The 17,988-nt window shown below is 70.2% G+C and carries 17 protein-coding genes; 10 read left to right on the forward strand and 7 right to left on the reverse strand.

Annotation, left to right across the window (positions count from 1 at the left end; translation table 11 throughout):
- A partial coding sequence (locus A7A76_RS02860; RefSeq protein WP_206409777.1) for an alpha/beta fold hydrolase occupies window positions 1–943 on the forward strand: 943 nt, incomplete at its 5' end.
- Between the two features lie 144 nt (window positions 944–1,087).
- On the opposite strand, the gene A7A76_RS02865 is transcribed toward A7A76_RS02860, so the two are convergent.
- The gene (locus tag A7A76_RS02865) at window positions 1,088–1,687 is read right to left on the reverse strand and encodes a mechanosensitive ion channel family protein (RefSeq protein WP_074873413.1); all 600 of its coding nucleotides are present in this window, start codon (window positions 1,685–1,687) and stop codon (window positions 1,088–1,090) included.
- A gap of 214 nt (window positions 1,688–1,901) precedes the next feature.
- Between A7A76_RS02865 and A7A76_RS02870 the strand changes: the two genes are divergently transcribed.
- Window positions 1,902–2,306 carry a hypothetical protein gene (locus A7A76_RS02870; protein ID WP_206409778.1) on the forward strand — a complete coding sequence of 135 codons (405 nt, stop codon included), beginning with the start codon at window positions 1,902–1,904 and terminating at the stop codon, window positions 2,304–2,306.
- Window positions 2,307–2,364: 58 nt separating this feature from the next.
- Window positions 2,365–2,832 (forward strand): hypothetical protein, encoded by a 468-nt coding sequence (locus A7A76_RS02875; RefSeq protein ID WP_206409779.1) that lies wholly within the window; start codon window positions 2,365–2,367, stop codon window positions 2,830–2,832.
- 16 nt (window positions 2,833–2,848) lie between these two features.
- On the opposite strand, the gene A7A76_RS02880 is transcribed toward A7A76_RS02875, so the two are convergent.
- The gene (locus A7A76_RS02880; RefSeq protein ID WP_206409780.1) at window positions 2,849–3,601 is read right to left on the reverse strand and encodes an SDR family oxidoreductase; all 753 of its coding nucleotides are present in this window, start codon (window positions 3,599–3,601) and stop codon (window positions 2,849–2,851) included.
- A 99-nt stretch (window positions 3,602–3,700) separates the two neighbouring features.
- On the opposite strand from A7A76_RS02880, the gene A7A76_RS02885 reads away from it, so the two are divergent.
- On the forward strand, window positions 3,701–4,600 hold the full coding sequence (locus tag A7A76_RS02885; protein WP_206409781.1) for an AraC family transcriptional regulator: 900 nt from the start codon (window positions 3,701–3,703) through the stop codon (window positions 4,598–4,600).
- Between the two features lie 33 nt (window positions 4,601–4,633).
- On the opposite strand, the gene A7A76_RS02890 is transcribed toward A7A76_RS02885, so the two are convergent.
- Together A7A76_RS02890 and A7A76_RS02895 are read right to left on the reverse strand one after the other, a co-directional pair.
- Complete coding sequence (locus A7A76_RS02890; protein ID WP_206409782.1) at window positions 4,634–5,260, reverse strand: DUF1345 domain-containing protein; 627 nt, start codon at window positions 5,258–5,260, stop codon at window positions 4,634–4,636.
- Between the two features lie 161 nt (window positions 5,261–5,421).
- Window positions 5,422–5,871, reverse strand: a complete 450-nt coding sequence (locus tag A7A76_RS02895; protein WP_206409783.1) for a hypothetical protein — start codon at window positions 5,869–5,871, stop codon at window positions 5,422–5,424.
- Window positions 5,872–6,192: 321 nt separating this feature from the next.
- Here A7A76_RS02895 and cls point away from each other — a divergent pair, with 321 nt between their 5' ends.
- Together cls and A7A76_RS02905 are read left to right on the forward strand one after the other, a co-directional pair.
- On the forward strand, window positions 6,193–7,686 hold the full coding sequence (gene cls / locus A7A76_RS02900; RefSeq protein WP_206409784.1) for a cardiolipin synthase: 1,494 nt from the start codon (window positions 6,193–6,195) through the stop codon (window positions 7,684–7,686).
- Window positions 7,687–7,823: 137 nt separating this feature from the next.
- Complete coding sequence (locus tag A7A76_RS02905) at window positions 7,824–8,105, forward strand: hypothetical protein (protein WP_206409785.1); 282 nt, start codon at window positions 7,824–7,826, stop codon at window positions 8,103–8,105.
- A gap of 165 nt (window positions 8,106–8,270) precedes the next feature.
- Here the strand turns inward: A7A76_RS02905 and purD are convergent, their stop codons facing one another.
- Window positions 8,271–9,563, reverse strand: coding sequence for a phosphoribosylamine--glycine ligase (purD, locus tag A7A76_RS02910; RefSeq protein ID WP_206409786.1), 1,293 nt, complete (start codon window positions 9,561–9,563; stop codon window positions 8,271–8,273).
- A 336-nt stretch (window positions 9,564–9,899) separates the two neighbouring features.
- On the opposite strand from purD, the gene A7A76_RS02915 reads away from it, so the two are divergent.
- On the forward strand, window positions 9,900–11,357 hold the full coding sequence (locus A7A76_RS02915; protein ID WP_206409787.1) for an alanine/glycine:cation symporter family protein: 1,458 nt from the start codon (window positions 9,900–9,902) through the stop codon (window positions 11,355–11,357).
- Between the two features lie 283 nt (window positions 11,358–11,640).
- Here the strand turns inward: A7A76_RS02915 and A7A76_RS02920 are convergent, their stop codons facing one another.
- Complete coding sequence (locus A7A76_RS02920; RefSeq protein WP_206409788.1) at window positions 11,641–12,351, reverse strand: hypothetical protein; 711 nt, start codon at window positions 12,349–12,351, stop codon at window positions 11,641–11,643.
- A 41-nt stretch (window positions 12,352–12,392) separates the two neighbouring features.
- Window positions 12,393–13,979 (reverse strand): bifunctional phosphoribosylaminoimidazolecarboxamide formyltransferase/IMP cyclohydrolase, encoded by a 1,587-nt coding sequence (gene purH, locus A7A76_RS02925; protein WP_206409789.1) that lies wholly within the window; start codon window positions 13,977–13,979, stop codon window positions 12,393–12,395.
- 286 nt (window positions 13,980–14,265) lie between these two features.
- Here purH and A7A76_RS02930 point away from each other — a divergent pair, with 286 nt between their 5' ends.
- The 3 genes from A7A76_RS02930 to A7A76_RS02940 all read left to right on the forward strand — a co-directional run.
- Window positions 14,266–14,937 carry a CDP-alcohol phosphatidyltransferase family protein gene (locus A7A76_RS02930; protein ID WP_206409790.1) on the forward strand — a complete coding sequence of 224 codons (672 nt, stop codon included), beginning with the start codon at window positions 14,266–14,268 and terminating at the stop codon, window positions 14,935–14,937.
- Window positions 14,934–16,724 (forward strand): bifunctional alpha/beta hydrolase/class I SAM-dependent methyltransferase, encoded by a 1,791-nt coding sequence (locus A7A76_RS02935; protein ID WP_206409791.1) that lies wholly within the window; start codon window positions 14,934–14,936, stop codon window positions 16,722–16,724. The genes A7A76_RS02930 and A7A76_RS02935 overlap by 4 nt, the downstream gene beginning before the upstream one ends.
- On the forward strand, window positions 16,721–17,988 hold a 1,268-nt coding region (locus tag A7A76_RS02940; RefSeq protein ID WP_206409792.1), incomplete at its 3' end, for a phosphatase PAP2/dual specificity phosphatase family protein. The genes A7A76_RS02935 and A7A76_RS02940, both read left to right, overlap by 4 nt.

Genomic DNA, 17,988 nt, shown 5'->3' on the forward strand with positions numbered 1-17,988 from the left:
CGCGGCGCCGCCGCGCGCGTCCGCACCCACGCCCGCCGGCGCGCCCGCATGGGGCCCGCTCAAGCAGATCGACGCCGGCGCGCTGCGGGTGAGCTACGCCGAGCTCGGCCCGCGCCACGGCACCCCGGTGCTGCTGCTGCACGGCTGGCCCTACGACATCCACACCTACGCCGACGTCGCGCCGATCCTCGCCGGCCAGGGCTACCGCGTGATCGTCCCCTACCTGCGCGGCTACGGCCCGACCGCGTTCCTGTCCGCCGACACCCCGCGCAACGGCCAGCAGGCCGCGCTCGCCGTCGACGCCATCGCCCTGCTCGACGCGCTGGGCATCGAATCGGCGATCGTCGGCGGCTGCGACTGGGGCGCGCGCACCGCCGGCATCCTGGCCGCGTTGTGGCCGCAGCGCTGCAAGGCGCTGGTCTCGGTCAGCGGTTATCTGATCGGCAACCAGCAGGCCGGCCAAACGCCGCTGCCGCCGAAAGCCGAGCTGCAATGGTGGTACCAGTTCTACTTCGCCACCGAGCGCGGCGAACGCGGCTACGCCGAACACCGCGACGAATTCGCCCGCCTGATCTGGGAACTGGCCTCGCCGCAATGGCGCTTCGACGACGCCACCTTCGCCCGCAGCGCCGCCGCCTTCGCCAACCCCGACCACGTCGCCATCGTCGTCCACAACTACCGCTGGCGGCTGGGCCTGGCGCAAGGCGAAGCGCGCCTCGACGGGTTGGAAGCGCGGCTGGCGAAGGCCCCGAACATCGCGATCCCGACGATCACCCTGGAAGGCGACGCCAATGGCGCGCCGCATCCGCCGGCGTCGGCTTACGCGAGCAAGTTCACCGGCAAATACCGGCACCGCGAGATCGAGGGCGGCATCGGCCACAACCTGCCGCAGGAAGCCCCGCAAGCCTTCGCGCGGGCCGTTATCGACGTAACCCGGCTCTGACGAATGTTCCGCCCGCCCCCTGTAGGAGCGGCGCAAGCCGCGACCGCGAACCAGCCGCTCGCGGCGCAACCTTCGTCGTAGCTGCGGATTCGCGGTCGCGACTCGCGTCGCTCCTACAGGGCGATCACGCGGCTTTCGTCGCGCTCAGCGCCCGCCCGCGTCCTGCCACTCCGCGCCTTCGGCCGTCTTCAGCTCGCGCGCCACCCGGCTCCACTCCGGCTCATGCCGCCAGCGCCGGGTCGTGCGCTGGAAGAACTGGCTGTTGGGCACCTGCAGCACCGTGTCGTCGCCGTTGGCATGGGTTTCCTGCAACGTCGTATAGACGAAGTTGATGTCGACCACGCGCCCCTTGAGCCCCGGCTTGTCGCCGTTCTCCAGCACCTCGATGTAGTCGTACAGACGGAACGGCCGCGTGGTCAGGATCAAGAACGCGCAGAAGATGTTCGACAACACGCTCCACGCCGCGAAGAACGCCACCGCGCCGACCGCCACGAACCCGGTCAGCGTGGTCCACACCACCGACCCGGAAATCCCGACCCGGTTGAGGAACATCAGCAGCGCGGTGATGTAGATCACCGTGCTCAACCCGCGCCGCAGCCCCAGCGCGAACGCCGGCGCGATGTCGTAGCGCGTCGACATCCGCCGCACCAACTGCCGCAGCAGCGTGGTCAACAGCCAGGCCACGGCCAGGATCGCGAAGGCCTCGCCGATCTTGGTGGCGATGTAGGTGGCCTGGGCGAGCATGGGAGGCATGGTGGGACGGTCCTGCGCGGGTCGAATGGAACGGCAGTGTACGAGGCCACGGGTTAGCGCGTCGTGCCGGCGCGGGCGAAACAGGCGCCCGCGCCGAGCCACCCGAAAGGTCCGCTCTGCACGCACTTGCGAAATGCCCTCCGACTCTAGCCGGCGGCAGACGCTTCGCACACAATCGCGATTCAACGACCTATAGGGGGTAGGCGTGGACCTGAGCAATGTCACTTTCAACAAGAACCACAAGCTCGAAGCGGCCGCGAAGGATGCGGTCACTGGGCTGCGCTTGCTCGTGTTCGCTTTTCTGGCCAGCATCCTGGCAACGGGGCTGGTGGCCGTAGCGGCGGCCGCGCACGACCCGGGAGCGCTGGGGTGGGTGGGGGCGGCGCTGACGGTCGCGGCATTCGTGGCCGGCGCGTACGGCAGTTATCTGGCGGCGAGCGCGCTGGGGTGGTCGGGCGCCATCACGGGCCTGATCGTGCTGTCTACGATCGTTCCTTATCTGCGGCTGATCTGCATCGTGGTGTTGCTGTTCTTCTCGGTCAGCCTGATCCGCAAGGCGGGATATCGGGTTTCCTTGTTCGGTCCGCTGTACAAGCGGCCGGAGGCTTGAGCATCCGCCGGCCGGAGGCATTCGCTTCTTGGCCGTCGGCCGGCGAAGGCGATCGGTAATGGGCAACCAACGCGAAATCCGCCAAGTGTCCCCGCGCGACGGCCTCGGCGTCGTCATCGCCGTGCGCGAGGGTCGGCGCGACGAGGTGCTGCGCGTCCTCGGGGACACCTCGGTGCGCCACTTCTACACGTTCTTCTGCCCGGCGGGTGTACGGATCGCGTTTCCGAATCTCGACGGGCCCGATGTGGACCAGGACCCGCAGGACTGCGATGTCGTCGTCATCCAGAGCGGCGGCAAGATGTGGTGCGGTTACGAGGCCTTCGTGCAGAGCCTGCGCGAGCTGGCGCCGTTCCTGGAGGATGCGAAGTTCTTCGTCGCCGACGAGGACTGGCTCGTCGACGAGGCCGATCTGCGCGACGGCGTCTTGCATTTCCGCCGCGTCGGCGAAGGCTATGTCGACGTGACGTCCTTCCTCGCAGAACGTCGCATCGGCGCGGCCGGCGAAGCGAAGCCCTCCGGGTCGTAAGCCGCGGCGCAATCCGTTACGCGACGGCGCGCTGCTTCGCCAGCGCCACTGCGTCGGCGCCGGCGGGGTAACTCAATCGCTGCGAAACATCGTTCGCCGCCCGCCACACCGCATCGGCGACATCCTTCTCATGCGTCACCGCAGCCACCTCGCCCAACCCCGCGAACACGCGCTGGGCGAACGGCGCATACGCCTCGGGAATCAACCCTTGCATCCGCTGCTGCCCGTTGGCGGTGAAGCGCGTGCTCGGCCCATAGCCGGGCTGGACCAGCTTGACCCGGATGTCGAAGGCCTCCAGCTCGTGCGCGAGCGAGGCGGTGAAGCCTTCGATCGCGGTCTTGCTGGCGGTGTAGGCGGCGACCAGCGGGAACGGGGCGAGCACGGCGCTGGAGGTGACGTTGACGAGGGTGCCGCCGCCGCGGGCGCGCAGGTGCGGGATCGCGGCCTGGCACACGGCCATGGCGCCGAAGGTGTTGGTGTCGAAGATCTCGCGCACGGTGGTCATGGGCGTGGCTTCGAACGCGCCGAACAGGCCCAGGCCGGCGTTGTTGACCAGCACGTCGATGGGGCCGGCAGCGTCCAGCGCTGCGGCGATGCTGTCCTCGCGGGTCACGTCCAGGGCGAGGATGCGCAGGCGGTCGTCGGCGGGCAGCAGCTCGGCGCGCGGGGTGCGCATGGTGGCGACGACGTTCCAGCCGTAGGCGAGGAAGTGGCGGGCGGTGGCCAGGCCATAGCCGGACGAGCAGCCGGTGATCAGGACGGTCTTCATTGCGGGCTCCGGGAGCGGTTGGGTGTGGCGCCACCTTAGGCCGCAGCCGGCGGATGTTCGATAAGATAAAGTCCTTGTTTCTTTAGCCAGAGTCCAGTCATGGGCGACCCGTTGTCCGAACTGGTGCAACTGCTGCGGCCGCGCGCGGTGTTCGCCAACCTGATCAGCGGGCGCGGCGCCTGGGCGGTGCGCTACGCCGAGTACGGCCAGCCCGGATTCTGCATCGTGCTGGAGGGGCATTGCCGGCTGGCGGTGGACGGGCACGCGCCGATCGAGATCCGCGCCGGCGATTTCGTCCTGCTGCCGACCACGCCGGCGTTCACCCTGTCGAGCTTCGCGCCGGCGCCGCCGGTGTTCATCGATCCCAACGTGGTCCCGGGCGGCGGCGGCGAGTTGCGCCACGGCGAGCAGCACGGCCCGCCGGACATGCGCTCGCTCGGCGGCGCGTTCGCATTCGATCGCGCCGACACCGCGCTGCTGGTGTCGTTGCTGCCGCGCGTGGTGCACGTGCCCGGTTCGCAGCGGCTGATGCGGTTGGTGCAGATGGTCGGCGAGGAATACGCGCAGCAGCAGCCGGGCGCGGAGTTCATGCTCAGCCGGCTGGCCGAGATGCTGCTGATCGAAGCGATGCGCTCGGCCGCCGCCGGCGATGCGCCGCCGGGCCTGCTGCGCGGCCTGGGCGACGAACGCCTGGCGCCGGCGTTGCGGCGGATGCATGCGCAGATCGAGCGGCCGTGGAGCGTGGCACAACTGGCCGACATCGCGGCCCTGTCGCGCTCGGCCTTCTTCGAGCGCTTCACCCGCGTGGTCGGAGCGGCGCCGATGGAATATCTGCTGACTTGGCGGATGGAGATCGCCAAGGACCTGCTGCGCCGCGGCGAGCTGAGCGTGGCGCAGATCGCCGAGCGCGTCGGCTACGGTTCCGGCAGCGCCTTCAGCGTGGCGTTCGCGCGGCGGGTGGGGCGGGCGCCGAGTCGGTATGCGGGCGCGCGGGAATGATCCGCCTACGCTCCGGCTTCAGTCGTGCCGGCTTCAATTCGCCGCCACCGCCACATTCACCGCCGCCGCCACCAGCACCGCGTTGAAGAAGTACGCGACGATGGAGTGCATCAGCGCGAACCGCCGCATCGCCCGTCCGGTGATCGAGACGTCCGCGGTCTGCGCGGTCATGCCGATCACGAACGAGAAGTAGATGAAGTCCATCGCAGTGGGTTCGCTCTCGCCGGGAAAGTCCAGGCCGCCGCGCGGCGCGCGGTTGGGGCCGGGGCGCCAGTAGAGGTGGGCGTAGTGGGTGGCGGCCATCATGTGGATGGTCGCCCAGCCCAGCGGAATCGACAGCAGCGCGAAGATCAGCCAGATCGGGGTGGGGCGGTCGTCGGCGTTGATGGTCATGAACAGCACCGCCAGCGCGGTGCTGACGGTCGCGACCACGATCATGAACAACGCGTAGACCGGCACGTCGCTGCGCACGGCGGCCTTGCGCAGGCGATCGCCGCTCAGGCGCGACAAGGCGGGGATGTCGTAGGCCAGGTAGACGAAGAAGAAACTGTTGGCGGCGACGATGATCGCGCGTTGCCAGCCCAGCCAGTCCGCGAGCGCGAGGCCTAGCGCCAGGGCGCCGCCGATCATCAGGAACAGCACGCGGCGGAAATCGAACATGGACGGCTCTCGGCGGCACGCCGGTCGCGGCGCGGCGGCGCGGTCAGGATAGCGCCGCCGACGGCGCGCTCGCCAGCGGCCGACTACGACCGCATTACGCCGCGCAGCGCCGATGCCTTAGCCTCAAGGGCAGCGCGGGCAGGCTCGCGCTGCGCCGGCGCTCAACGCCAGAGCGCCCACCAGGGCTTGGGCTGCGCCGGCGGCTCGTAGGCCGGCTCCGGGCGCAGCAGTGCCCAGCCGTGTTCGGAGTGCGACATGTACAGGCGCTGGGCGAAGGTGCGGCCGTCGGCATTGCGCACGTTCTGGGTCACCAGGAAGAACTTGCCGCCGAAGTGCTCGACCGCGGCGACGCTGGTGCTGACGCCGAGGAAGTCGGGCAATGCGGTCTGCTCCCACTCGCGTTGCAGCGCCCGCGCGAACTCGGCCGGCGGGATCTGCGCCGGCGGCATCGGCGCATTGCCGCGCGCGCGCGGGTGGTGCAGCAGCAGTTCGGCTTCGTCTTCGAAGTTGCGGCAGCGCCGGGCGAGCTCGCGGTCGTCGTTGCGGCAGGCGTCTTCGAGCGCGTGCAGCGCCTTTTCGGGCGTGGACAGGTCGAGGTCGGTATGGGTCAACGTGATGTCCCCGTCGAATGGTCGGTCGTTGGGCGACCGGTAACGCGTGAGCGGCACGGCCGTGCCGGTGGGATGCATCTGCGCCGATCCTAGCCGATCCGCGGGCGCGATTCGGTCTCGGCCGCCATCGGCACGCCGAAGTGAGACAGAGGGTTCGTTATTCGGCGATGAAGCGGCGCCCCCAACGCGATGAACGCGCGGCGCCTGGACTCGGAATGGCGCCACGGGGCACTCTGATGCTTGACGACGCGGCGCGCCGCAAGCTGCCGGGTCAGCCGAATTCAGGCAAAAATCGTTCGCGCAGGAGCCCACGGAGGTCGCATGGCGTTCGACTGGAGCGGATTGTCCGCATCCCTGAACCTGGGCGTGACCGCATTCGGGTTCGTCGCGCATCTGCTGGTCGCGGCACGCGCGCTGACCCGCGCCAACCGCACGCCGGCCTCGCGTGCGGCGTGGGTGGCGGTGATCATGCTGGCGCCGGTGGCCGGCATGGTCGCGTATCTGCTGCTCGGCGAAACCAGCGTCGGCCGCGCCCGGGTCGAGCGCATCGAGAACGCCTACAAGCGCATGCCCTCGCCCGGCGACGAAGCCAATGCGCCGCGCGCGCTGGCCGACAACGCCGCCGCGCTGTTCGAGCTGGCGCGTTCGATCAACGGATTCCACGCGGTCGACGGCAACCGCATCGCCGTGCTCGGAGCGGCGGACAGCGCGGCCGATGAGCCCACGCGCGATTGCCAGGCCGCCATCGATCATTTGGTGGCGGATATCGATGCCGCGTTCGAAAGCGTGCACATCGCCTTCTACATCTGGCTCGACGACCGCAACGGCGGCCGCGTCGCCGATGCGGTGGCGGCCGCAGCACGGCGCGGAGTCGCGTGCCGGGTGATGGTCGACGCGTTCGGCTCGCGCGCCTTCATCGCCGGCGAGCGCTGGAAGCAGCTCGGCGCCGCCGGCGTGAAGCTGCTGCGCACGCTCGACGACATCCATCGTTTGCAGCACATGGCGTTCAGCCGCATGGACCTGCGCGATCACCGCAAGATCGTGGTGATCGACAACCGCATCGCCTACTGCGGCAGCCAGAATTGCGCCGACGCCGAATTCCGGGTCAAGGCCGCGTATGCGCCGTGGATCGACCTGTTGCTGCGCTGCGAAGGGCCGGTGGTGCGGCAGGCGCAGTTCCTGTTCCTCAGCGGCTGGATTCCCGAAACCGGCGAGGACGGGCTGGAACAGTATCCGGACGCGGTCGTGCCCGAGCGTTTCGAATCGGGCTGCATCGCCCAGGCGTTCGAAACCGGCCCGATCGCGCGGCGCAACGCGATGGCCGACATGTTCGTCGCCTGCATGTACGCCGCGCGCCGCGAACTGGTCGTGGTCACGCCGTACTTCGTGCCGGACGAATCGATCCTGCGCGCGATCTGCGCCGCCCCGCGCCGCGGCGTCGGCACCCGGATCGTGTTTCCGCGGCGCAACGATTCCTGGCTGGTCGGACAGGCCTGCCGCAGCGCCTATCCCGACCTGCTGCGCGCGGGCGTAGAGGTCTACGAATACCCGCTGGGCCTGCTGCACACCAAGGCGCTGACGCTGGACGCGGACATCGCCCTGATCGGTTCGGCCAACATGGACCGACGCAGCCTGGATCTGAATTTCGAGAACAATCTGCTGATCGCCGATGCGCAGGTGGCGGCGGCGATCCGGCATCGGCAGGACAGGTATTTGTCGGTATCGCGCCGGGTCGCTCTGGACGAGGTCGAGGCCTGGCCGTTCGCCGCGCGATTGGTGCAGAACGCGGTGGCGATGATGTCGCCGGTGCTCTAGGCGCCGCGATCGCCGCGTTGGCGCATTCGGAATTGTCGGCGCCAGGTGAAATGCGATGCGCGTCGTCGCGCGCGTTTCGCCGTCAGCCAGCTTGGCGCCGATACCCTGGGGCCTCACCGTGCTACGAGGAGGTCGCCATGTCCGCTGATGCCAAGACGCCGCTGGATCACGTCAACGCGACGCTGAGCCAGCTCAAGGAAATGCGCCATTACTCGAAGAACTACGTCGAGCAGTTGACCGCGCAGTGGCTGTTGTTCGATGGCGAGTTGAAGAAGCTCAAGCAGGCGCAGCGGATCGAGGAGTTGATGACCCGGCAGGGCGAGTTGTACGAGGCGCTGGACAAGGAGATCGCGGAACTCGAAGAGATAGCGGTGTCGCTGCAACCGGAAGCGCAGGAAACGCCGGCCGCGTTGCATTGAAGTCCGACTGTAGGAGCGGCGCGAGCCGCGACCGCGACATCGCGCTTGCATCGTATGCGTGGTTTCGCGGTCGCGGCTTGCGCCGCTCCTGCAGGGGGCGGCCCAAAGACGAAACGGCCGGAAGAGAGGCTCTTCCGGCCGTTTCGGTTTGCTCAGGCGCGAGCTTCAGCGCTTCGCGGTTTCGCGCTCGATCGCCCGCCAGCCGATGTCGTGGCGATGGAACTCGCCCTGCCAGGAAATCCCGGCGACCACTTCGTAGGCGCGGCGTTGCGCGTCGGCCACGCTGTCGCCGAGCGCGCAGGCGCACAGCACGCGCCCGCCGGCGGTCACGGCCTGGCCGTCGACGAGCCTGGTGCCGGCGTGGAAGACCTGGGTGTCGGCCGGCAGCGGCACGTCCCATTCGCCGATCGGATCGCCGCTGCGCGGGGTGTCGGGGTAGTTCTGCGCAGCCATCACCACGCCCAGCGACGGGCGCGGATCCCATTCGGCCTGGATCGCGTCCAGGCGCTGGTCGAGCGCGGCCTCGACCAGGTCGAGCAGGTCCGAGCGCAGGCGCAGCATCACCGGCTGGGTTTCCGGATCGCCGAAGCGCACGTTGAATTCGATGACCTTGGGCGCGCCGTGCGCGTCGATCATCAGGCCGGCGTAGAGGAAACCGGTGAACGGCACGCCGTCGGCGATCATGCCGCGCACGGTCGGCATCACCACCTCGCGCATGACCCGGTCGTGGACGTCCGGGGTCACCACCGGCGCCGGCGAATAAGCGCCCATGCCGCCGGTGTTGGGACCGGTGTCGCCGTCGCCGACGCGCTTGTGGTCCTGCGAGGTCGCCATCGGCAGCGCATGCTCGCCGTCGACCATCGAGATGAAGCTGGCTTCCTCGCCGTCGAGGAACTCCTCGATCACCACGCGCGCGCCGGCGGCGCCGAAGGCGTTGCCGGAGAGCATGTCGCGGACCGCGTCCTCGGCTTCGGCCAGCGTCATCGCCACGATCACGCCCTTGCCGGCGGCGAGGCCGTCGGCCTTGACCACGATCGGCGCGCCCTTCTCGCGCACGTAAGCCAGCGCCGCGTCGACGTCGGTGTGCACCGCGTAATAAGCGGTCGGAATCCCGTGGCGGGCGAGGAAGTCCTTGGCGAAGGCCTTGCTGCCTTCGAGCTGGGCGGCTGCGGCGGTGGGGCCGAAGATGCGGCGGCCGGCGGCGCGGAAGCGGTCGACCACGCCGGCCACCAGCGGCGCCTCGGGGCCGACCACGGTGACCGCGACGCCTTCGTCCGCGGCCAGTTTCAGCAAACCGTCGAGGTCGGTGGCGGCCACCGCGACGTTGCGGCATTTGTCCTCGCGCGCGGTGCCGGCGTTGCCGGGAGCGACCAGGACCTCGTCGACGCGCGGGGATTGGGCGAGCTTCCAGGCCAGCGCGTGTTCGCGCCCGCCGGACCCGATGACGAGGACCTTCATGCGTACTCCAGGGAAATTAAGGGAAACGACGGGGGGACATGACGGATGGGCAGCGGCTCATGCCGGATGGGATTTTACGGCAGGCGGCGGGGTGGGGCGACCGGACTGGTACCATCCCCCGGTTCCGGCCCAAGGAGGGGACCGCGCGCCCGCCTGCGGCGGCCGCGGCTCCGGAGGCGGCGGTTTGCGGTCGGGTTTTCCGCGGTTTCGCGCGATCGCGCCCGTTGCGGGGCGATGCGCGCGGCGCGGGCCCGGTCGCGGAGCGCGGCGCCGGGCGGCACGGACGCGGCCGCATCCACCGACTCTCCTTCTCGCCCCAACCCCGGAACCGACCGCATGGACTGGCTGCTGCACCTGATCGAACGCGCCATCTCTCCGATCATCGGCGCGATCAACAACGTGCTGTGGAACTACGTGCTGATCTACGGCCTGCTCGCGGTCGGCATCTTCTTCACCGTGCGCCTGGGCTTCGTCCAGGTGCGCCGCTTCCCGCACATGCTCAAGGTGATCGGCCGCGGCACCGACGGCGACAACGCCGGCATTTCGCCGTTCCAGGCGCTGTGCACCTCGCTGGCCGCGCGCGTGGGCACCGGCAACCTCGCCGGCGTCGCCATCGCGATGAGCCTGGGCGGCCCCGGCGCGCTGTTCTGGATGTGGTGCACGGCCGCGGTCGGCATGGCCACGGCCTATGCGGAAAGCTCGCTGGCGCAGCTGTACAAGGTGCGCGACGAGAACGGCCAATACCGCGGCGGCCCCGCCTACTACATCGCCCGCGGCCTGCGCGCGCCGAAGATGGGCTGGGCGTTCGCGGCCTGCCTGCTGTTCTCCTACGGTGTGGTGTTCAACGGCGTGCACGCCAACGCCATCGCCCAGTCGGTCGGCGAGACCTTCAAGTTCTCGCAGACCACGGTCGCGGTGGTGCTGGTGCTGCTGACCGGCACGATCATCTTCGGCGGGCTGCGCTCGATCGCCAAGGTCGCCGAGTGGGTGGTGCCGTTCATGTCGGCCGGCTACATCGGCCTGGCGCTGTGGGCGCTGATCGCGCACTACGACCAGGTGCCGGCGGCGGTCATGATGATCCTGCGCGGCGCGTTCGGCATCGATCAGGCCGCGGGCGGCATCGCCGGCGGCATGGCGGCGGCGATGCTCAACGGCGTCAAGCGCGGCCTGTACGCCAACGAGGCCGGCATGGGCAGCGCGCCCAACATCGCCGCGGCGGCGACGCCGGTGCCGCATCACCCGTCCAGCCAGGGCTTCGTGCAGTCGCTGGGCGTGTTCTTCGACACCATGTTCATCTGCACCGCGACCGGCCTGATCGTGCTGCTGTCGGGCGTGCTCGGCCAGGGCGGCGACGGCGTGGTCATCACCCAGCGCGCGATGACGGTGTTCTTCGGCGAGTGGGGCGCGTGGTTCGCGTCGATCGCACTGTTCTTCTTCGCCTTCACCACCATCCTGGGCAACTACTCGTACGCCGAGAGCGGCCTGCTGTACATCGGCGGCGGGCGCAAGTCGCTGTTCGTGCTGCGCGTCGTCGCGCTGTGCGTGATCGTGTGGGGCGTGTTCTCGAAGGTGCAGCTGGTGTGGGACGCGGCCGACGCGGCGATGGCGGTGATGGCGACGCTGAACCTGATCGCGGTGGTGCTGCTGTGGAAGGTGGTGGTGAAGCTGACCCGCGACTACGACCGCCAGCTCGACGAAGGCAAATCGCCGGAGTTCCACATCTCGCAGTATCCCGAGCTGGGCCACGGCGTGGACCACGACATCTGGCGCGAGCGCTACAAGCCCGGCGCGTAAGCTGTCAAACTACCTGTAGGAGCGGCGCGAGCCGCGACCGCGACAACGCAGCCACGGCGCAAGTTTCGGCGCAGTTGCGTTGTCGCGGTCGCGGCTCGCGCCGCTCCTACAGGTGGCAGACCGACATTCTCCCGCCGTCATTCCGGCGAAAGCCGGAACCCATTTTGATCGTTGCGCAGTAATCCGCTTGGCGGAGCACGACCGCAACGACAACAGCAAGACGGGTTCCGGCTTTCGCCGGAATGACGGTAAGCGCAAGGCTGCGGGCGCGAGGCGCCGATGCTCAGTGGATCGTGCCGGACGGCAGCTTGCCGTCCTCGCGCATGCGCTGCACCGCCAGCGTCGCCAGGCTGTCCCACAGCGGCGGCGGCAGGCGGTTGCGGCGCAGGTGCCAGAGCAGGGCGATCGATTGCGAGCGGCCTTCGCGCCAGGTCAGCGCCGCGCGCCACGACGGCTGCAGGGTGCGCGGGTCGAGCAGTTCGATCCGGTAGCGATGGGCCGTGACGACCGCGCCGTCGTTGTCGAGCCCGTCCAGCGACACCCGCAGCACCGGCGCGCCGGTCTCGCGCAGCGATTGCGCGACCCGCGCCTGGTGGGCGATGGCCGCGTCCTTGTCTTCGCGCCGCGAGGCCTGGCCGAAGCGTTCCTCGTCGCTGCGCGCGGACAGCGGCCTGACCCGGTAGCCCAGTTGTTCGAACTGGGTCGCCAGCGCGCGCGCCAGCTGCGCGGTGTAATCGCCGCGCAAGCCGGTGCCCAGGTCGAGCGAGATGTCGGGCTGGACCAGCAGCACGCTGACCGCGTCGCCATCGATGCGGTAATCGCCCAGGGTTTCGCTGTCCACCGATTGCCGCCGCGAGTACTGCCAGCCGGCCCACAGCACCAGCACCGCGGCCAGCACCGCCAGCACGATCAGCTTGCGGGCTAGCGAGCGCAGCAGCTCGCGGCCGAGCTGGCGCTGGCCCGGCGGCGGATAGGGTTTGAATTCCAGCGGCATGGCGAGTGCGGCGCGGGCGTGGCGCCCGCGCCGCGGGCGGCTCAGTGGCGGAAGTGGCGCACGCCGGTGAACACCATCGCCAGGCCGTGTTCGTCGGCCGCGGCGATGACTTCGCTGTCGCGCATCGAGCCGCCCGGCTGGATCACCGCCTTGACCCCGGCCGCCGCGGCCGCGTCGATGCCGTCGCGGAACGGGAAGAACGCATCGGAGGCCATCACCGAACCCGGCACGACCAGTCCGGCTTCCTCGGCCTTGAGCGCGGCGATCCTGGCGCTGACCACGCGGCTCATCTGCCCGGCGCCGATGCCGATGCTGCGATGGTCGCGGGCATAGACGATCGCGTTGGACTTGACGAACTTGGCCACGCGCCAGGCGAACAGCAGGTCGGCCAGCTGCGCTTCGGTCGGCGCCAGCTGGCTGACCACCTTGAGCTCGTCGCGGCCGATTTCGCGCAGGTCCGCGCTCTGCACCAGCAGACCCGAGCCGATGCGCTTGAAATCCAGGGCGTTGCGGCCGTCGCCGCCGGGGATGCGCAGCACTCGCACGTTGGCCTTCTTCTTGGCGTATTCGACCGCGGCGTCCTCGTAGTCCGGCGCGATCAGCACCTCGACGAACTGGCGGTCGAGGATGGCCTTGGCGGTGGCCGCATCGAGCGTGCGGTTGAAGGCGATGATGCCGCCGAAGGCCGAGGTCGGGTCGGTGGCGTAGGCCAGCTCGTAGGCATCGCCGCAGGCCACGCCTTCGGCCACGCCGCAGGGATTGGCGTGCTTGACGATCACGCAGGCCGGACGCTCGAACTGGCGCACGCATTCCCAGGCCGCGTCGGCGTCGGCGAGGTTGTTGTAGCTCAGCTCCTTGCCTTGCAGCTGGACGAAGCTGGCCAGGGCGCCCGGCAGCGGCTGCGCGTCGCGGTAGAACGCGCCGCTCTGGTGCGGGTTCTCGCCGTAGCGCAGGTCCATGACCTTGACGAAGCTGGCGTTGTGCTGGGCCGGGAATTCGAGCTTGCCGCCGTCTTCGCCGATGGCCGAGAGGTGGTTGCTGATCGCCGCGTCGTACTGGGCGACGCGGTTGAACGCGGCCACCGACAGGGCGAAGCGGGTCTTGGCGCTCAGCGCGCCGTCGTGGGCGTCGAGTTCGGCGACGAGCTCGCCGTACTGGCCCGGGTCGGTGGCGACCGCGACGCGGGCGAAGTTCTTCGCCGCCGAGCGCAGCATGGCCGGGCCGCCGATGTCGATGTTCTCGATCACGTCCTCGAACGAGCTGTTCGGATCGGCCGAGACTTTCTCGAACGGATACAGGTTCAGCACCAGCAGGTCGATCGCGCCGATGCCGTGCTGCGCCATCACCGCCTCGTCGAGCCCGGCGCGGCCGAGCAGGCCGCCGTGCACGACCGGATGCAGGGTCTTGACCCGGCCGTCCATCATTTCCGGGAAGCCGGTGACCTCGGCCACGTCGCGCACCGGCAGGCCGGCGTCGCGGATGGCCTTGGCGGTGCCGCCGGTGGACAGCAGTTCGACGCCGTGCGCGGCGAGCGCGCGGGCGAGTTCGATCAGGCCGGTCTTGTCGGACACGGACAGCAAGGCGCGACGGATGCGTACCGGATTACCGGCGGAAAGCTCGGAGGTCATGCGGGGAGGAGGGCAGCGGAAGGGCGCGGGAATTATAGCCGCGCGGGCCGGCCGGGCCGCCCGTTCAGGGCCTGCGGACGGCGCCCTCACGCGGGATTTGCCGCCCGTGCGGGCAAAGTCGCGCCGCGCCGGTGCCGCCGCGCGCGCCAGCGGGGCCACTGTCGCTATACCCGGCCGAAACCGCCGCGCCCGCGCCGCGTCCGGCGCGCATCCGCGCGCGCAGCGGCTAAGCTGTCGGCGGCGCCCCATCGCCGGGCGCGCCGAGTCAGGACGAAGACGGGTAACGATGGCCTCGATCTATGCTTTGAAAGGACGCTTCCAGGATCTGTTGCGGCCGCTGGTGCGGCGGTTGTACGCCGCCGGCGTCAGCGCCAACCAGGTCACCGTCGCCGCCGCGCTGGTGTCGCTGGCGGCGGCCGCGCTGGTGTACTGGGGCGCGCCGCAGCGGCCGTGGCTGTTCGCGCTGCTGCCGCTGTGGATGTTCGCGCGCATGGCCCTGAACGCCATCGACGGCATGTTGGCGCGCGAGTTCGGCCAGCAATCGCGGCTGGGCGCCTACCTCAACGAATTGTGCGATGTGGTTTCCGACAGCGCGCTGTACCTGTCGCTGCTGGCGGTGGCCGGGCTGCATCCGGCGCCGCTGCTGGCGTTCGTGCTGCTGGCGGCGCTGACCGAATACGCCGGCGTGCTCGCGCTCATGGTCGGCGCGCCGCGGCGCTACGACGGGCCGATGGGCAAGAGCGACCGCGCCTTCGTGGTCGGCGCGCTGGGGCTGGCGCTGGCGTTGGGATGGAGTGCGGCGTGGCCGCTCGAGCTGGCGCTGGTGCTGGCCTCGATGCTGTGCGCATGGACGGTGGTCCGCCGCGTGCGCGCCGGTTTGCGGCATGATGCCGCGCCCGGCGCCGCTCGGGATGCGGGCACGGACGCGGCTAAGGTTCGACAAGGAGAGCGGGAATGAACGAGGAAGTCGTGGTCAAGTCCGGCGGCGCGCGCGCGGCCGAGGAGCGCTGGTTCGCCAGTTTCGACGGCGCCGAGCTGTTCTACCGGCATTGGCCGGCGAGCCAGGCCGGCGTCGGCGCGCGCAAGGCGGTGGTGCTGCTGCATCGCGGCCACGAGCATTCGGGCCGGGTCGAGCACCTGGTGCCGGAGCTGGGCCTAGACGACTGCGATTTCTTCGCCTGGGACGCGCGCGGCAACGGCCGCTCGCCCGGCGAGCGCGGCGACGCGCCCGGGTTCGAAGCGCTGGTGCGCGATCTCGACCGCTTCGTCGCGCACATCCGCGACAGGCACGGCGTGGAGGTCGAGAACATCGCCCTGATCGCGCAGAGCGTCGGCGCGGTGGTCGCCGCGACCTGGGTCCACGATTACGCCCCGCGCCTGCGCGCGCTGGTGCTGGCCTCGCCGGCGTTCAAGGTCAAGCTGTACGTACCGCTGGCGCGGCCGGGCCTGGCGCTGATGCAGAAGCTGCGCGGCAACTTCTTCGTCAACAGCTACGTCAAGCCGCAGTGGCTGACCCACGACGAAGAGCGCGTGCGCAGCTATCGCAGCGATCCGCTGATCACGCGGCCGATCTCGGTGCGGGTGCTGCTGGGCTTGTACGAGGCGGCCGACCGCATCGTCGCCGACGCGCAGGCGATTACGGTGCCGACGCAGTTGTTGGTCTCCGGCGCCGATTTCGTCGTCCATCGCGGCCCGCAGGACCGGTTCTACGAGCGCCTGGGCAGCGCGATCAAGGAACGCCACCTGCTGGCGGATTTCTTCCACGACACCCTCGGCGAGAAGGGCCGCGTCGCCGCGGTCAACCGCATCCGCGCGTTCGTGCAGGCGCGCTTCGCCGAACCGCTGAGCCGCGCCGACCTCAGCCAGGCGCACAGGCGCGGGCCGAGCTTCGAGGAATCGGAAAAGCTGGCGTGGCCGCCGCAGCGCTGGTCGCTGGCCGACCTGCGCTGGCGCTTCGTGCGCGCGGGGCTGCGTTTCGGCGGCACGATGTCCGAAGGCATCCGCCTGGGCCTGGACACCGGCTTCGATTCGGGCAGCAGCCTGGACTACGTCTATCGCAACGAGGCCCGCGGCGGCGGGCCGCTCGGGCGCATGGTCGACCGCAATTATCTCGACGCCATCGGCTGGCGCGGCATCCGCGTGCGCCGGTTGCATCTGCATGAGCTGTTGCGCGAAGCGATGCGCAGGCTTCGCGAAGCCGGGCTGCCGGTGCACGCGGTCGACATCGCCGCCGGTCACGGCCGCTATGCGCTGGAAGCGCTGGCCGGCGAGGGCGCGCACGCCGACAGCGTGCGTCTGCGCGACTACAGCCCGCTCAACGTCGACAAGGGCCGGGCCCTGATCGAGCAACTGCAGGCCGGCGCGATCGCCCGTTTCGACCAGGGCGATGCCTTCGACCGCAACGCCTTGGCCGCGCTGGACCCGAAGCCGACGCTGGCGGTGGTCTCGGGCCTGTACGAACTGTTCCCCGACAACGATCAGGTGCGGCGCTCGCTCGACGGCCTGGCCGCGGCGGTGCCGCCGGGCGGGTTCCTGGTCTACACCGGCCAGCCCTGGCATCCGCAGCTGGAGTTCATCGCCCGCGCGCTGACCAGCCACCGCGGCGGCGCGGCCTGGGTGATGCGCCGGCGCAGCCAGCAGGAGATGGACGACCTGGTGCGCGCGGCCGGCTTCGTCAAGGTCGACCAGCGCATCGACCGCTGGGGCATCTTCACCGTGTCGATGGCGCAGCGGGTCGCGCAATGACCGCCGCCGAGCGGGCGCGGCGTCCGTGGGGGCGCGCGGCGCTGTGGCTGTTGCTGCTGGGGCCGCTGTTCTTCGCCAGCTACGGCTACGCCAACTCGGTCGCGGCCGCGCGCGCGGACGTGCCGAGCCTGGCCTTCGCCTGGGAGCGGGCGATTCCGTTCTGGGCCTGGACCATCGTCCCGTACTGGTCGATCGACCTGTTCTACGGCATCTCGCTGTTCGTCTGCCGCGACCGCCGCGAGCTCGACACCCAGGCGCTGCGGCTGTTGACCGCGCAGGCGGTGGCGGTGAGCTGTTTCCTGCTGTGGCCGCTGCGCTACAGCTTCGTGCGGCCGGACAGCGACGGCGTGTTCGGCTGGCTGTTCGACGTGCTGCTGGGCTTCGACAAGCCGTACAACCAGGCGCCGTCGCTGCATATCGTGCTGCTGATCGTGCTGTGGGTGCGCTTCGCCCATCACGTGAGCGGTGCGTGGCGCTGGCTGCTGCACGGCTGGTTCGCGTTGATCGCGGTGTCGGTGCTGACGACGTTCCAGCACCATTTCATCGATGTGCCGACCGGCCTGCTGGCCGGCTGGCTGTGCGTGTGGCTGTGGCCCGAGCGCATCCGCGCGCCGTGGCGCGAGGCGGCGCTGGCGCGCGATCCCAGGCGCTGGACGCTGGCGGCGCTGTATTCGGGCGGCGCGGCATTGTGCGCTTGGGCCGCCGTTGCGCTGAGTGCGGGCGCGCTCGGCGGCTGGGCATTGTGGCTGTGGTGGCCGGCGGCGTCGTTGGCGCTGGTCGCGCTGAATTACGCGCTGCTGGGGCCGCTGGGTTTCCAGAAGCGCGACGACGGCCGCCTGAGCGTGGCCGCGCGCTGGCTGTTCGCGCCGTATCTGCTCGCGGCCTGGATCAATTCGCGGCTGTGGACGCGGCGCGCGCCGCAGCCGGCGGCGGTTGCCGACGGCGTCTGGCTCGGCCGCATCCCCGGCCGCGGCGAGCGCGCGCGCTTCGCCGCGGTGGTGGACGTCAGCGCCGAACTGTCGCTGGCCGATGCGCGCGCAGGCGATGCGGTGCGGCCGATGCTCGACTTGGTGGCGCCGACGCCGCAGCAGCTCCACGCGGCGGCCGAGGCGATCGCGCAGCGGCAGGGGCGCGGCGAGATTTTGGTGTGTTGCGCCCTGGGCTATTCGCGCAGCGCCGCGGCGGTGACGGCATGGCTGCTGCGCAGCGGCCGCGCGGCGAGCGTGGACGAGGCGGTGGCGATGCTGCGCGCCGCGCGGCCGGC

The organism is Lysobacter enzymogenes (assembly GCF_017168095.1).
In the GTDB taxonomy this organism is placed as follows: domain Bacteria; phylum Pseudomonadota; class Gammaproteobacteria; order Xanthomonadales; family Xanthomonadaceae; genus Lysobacter; species Lysobacter enzymogenes_D.

Coding starts and splice junctions, on each gene's coding strand:
- A7A76_RS02865 (WP_074873413.1), bottom strand. CDS start 1,687: ATGCTCGCCCAGGCCACCTACATCGCCACCAAGATCGGCGAGGCCTTC.
- A7A76_RS02875 (WP_206409779.1), top strand. CDS start 2,365: ATGGGCAACCAACGCGAAATCCGCCAAGTGTCCCCGCGCGACGGCCTC.
- A7A76_RS02880 (WP_206409780.1), bottom strand. CDS start 3,601: ATGAAGACCGTCCTGATCACCGGCTGCTCGTCCGGCTATGGCCTGGCC.
- A7A76_RS02885 (WP_206409781.1), top strand. CDS start 3,701: ATGGGCGACCCGTTGTCCGAACTGGTGCAACTGCTGCGGCCGCGCGCG.
- A7A76_RS02890 (WP_206409782.1), bottom strand. CDS start 5,260: ATGTTCGATTTCCGCCGCGTGCTGTTCCTGATGATCGGCGGCGCCCTG.
- cls (WP_206409784.1), top strand. CDS start 6,193: ATGGCGTTCGACTGGAGCGGATTGTCCGCATCCCTGAACCTGGGCGTG.
- A7A76_RS02905 (WP_206409785.1), top strand. CDS start 7,824: ATGTCCGCTGATGCCAAGACGCCGCTGGATCACGTCAACGCGACGCTG.
- purD (WP_206409786.1), bottom strand. CDS start 9,563: ATGAAGGTCCTCGTCATCGGGTCCGGCGGGCGCGAACACGCGCTGGCC.
- A7A76_RS02915 (WP_206409787.1), top strand. CDS start 9,900: ATGGACTGGCTGCTGCACCTGATCGAACGCGCCATCTCTCCGATCATC.
- A7A76_RS02920 (WP_206409788.1), bottom strand. CDS start 12,351: ATGCCGCTGGAATTCAAACCCTATCCGCCGCCGGGCCAGCGCCAGCTC.
- purH (WP_206409789.1), bottom strand. CDS start 13,979: ATGACCTCCGAGCTTTCCGCCGGTAATCCGGTACGCATCCGTCGCGCC.
- A7A76_RS02930 (WP_206409790.1), top strand. CDS start 14,266: ATGGCCTCGATCTATGCTTTGAAAGGACGCTTCCAGGATCTGTTGCGG.
- A7A76_RS02935 (WP_206409791.1), top strand. CDS start 14,934: ATGAACGAGGAAGTCGTGGTCAAGTCCGGCGGCGCGCGCGCGGCCGAG.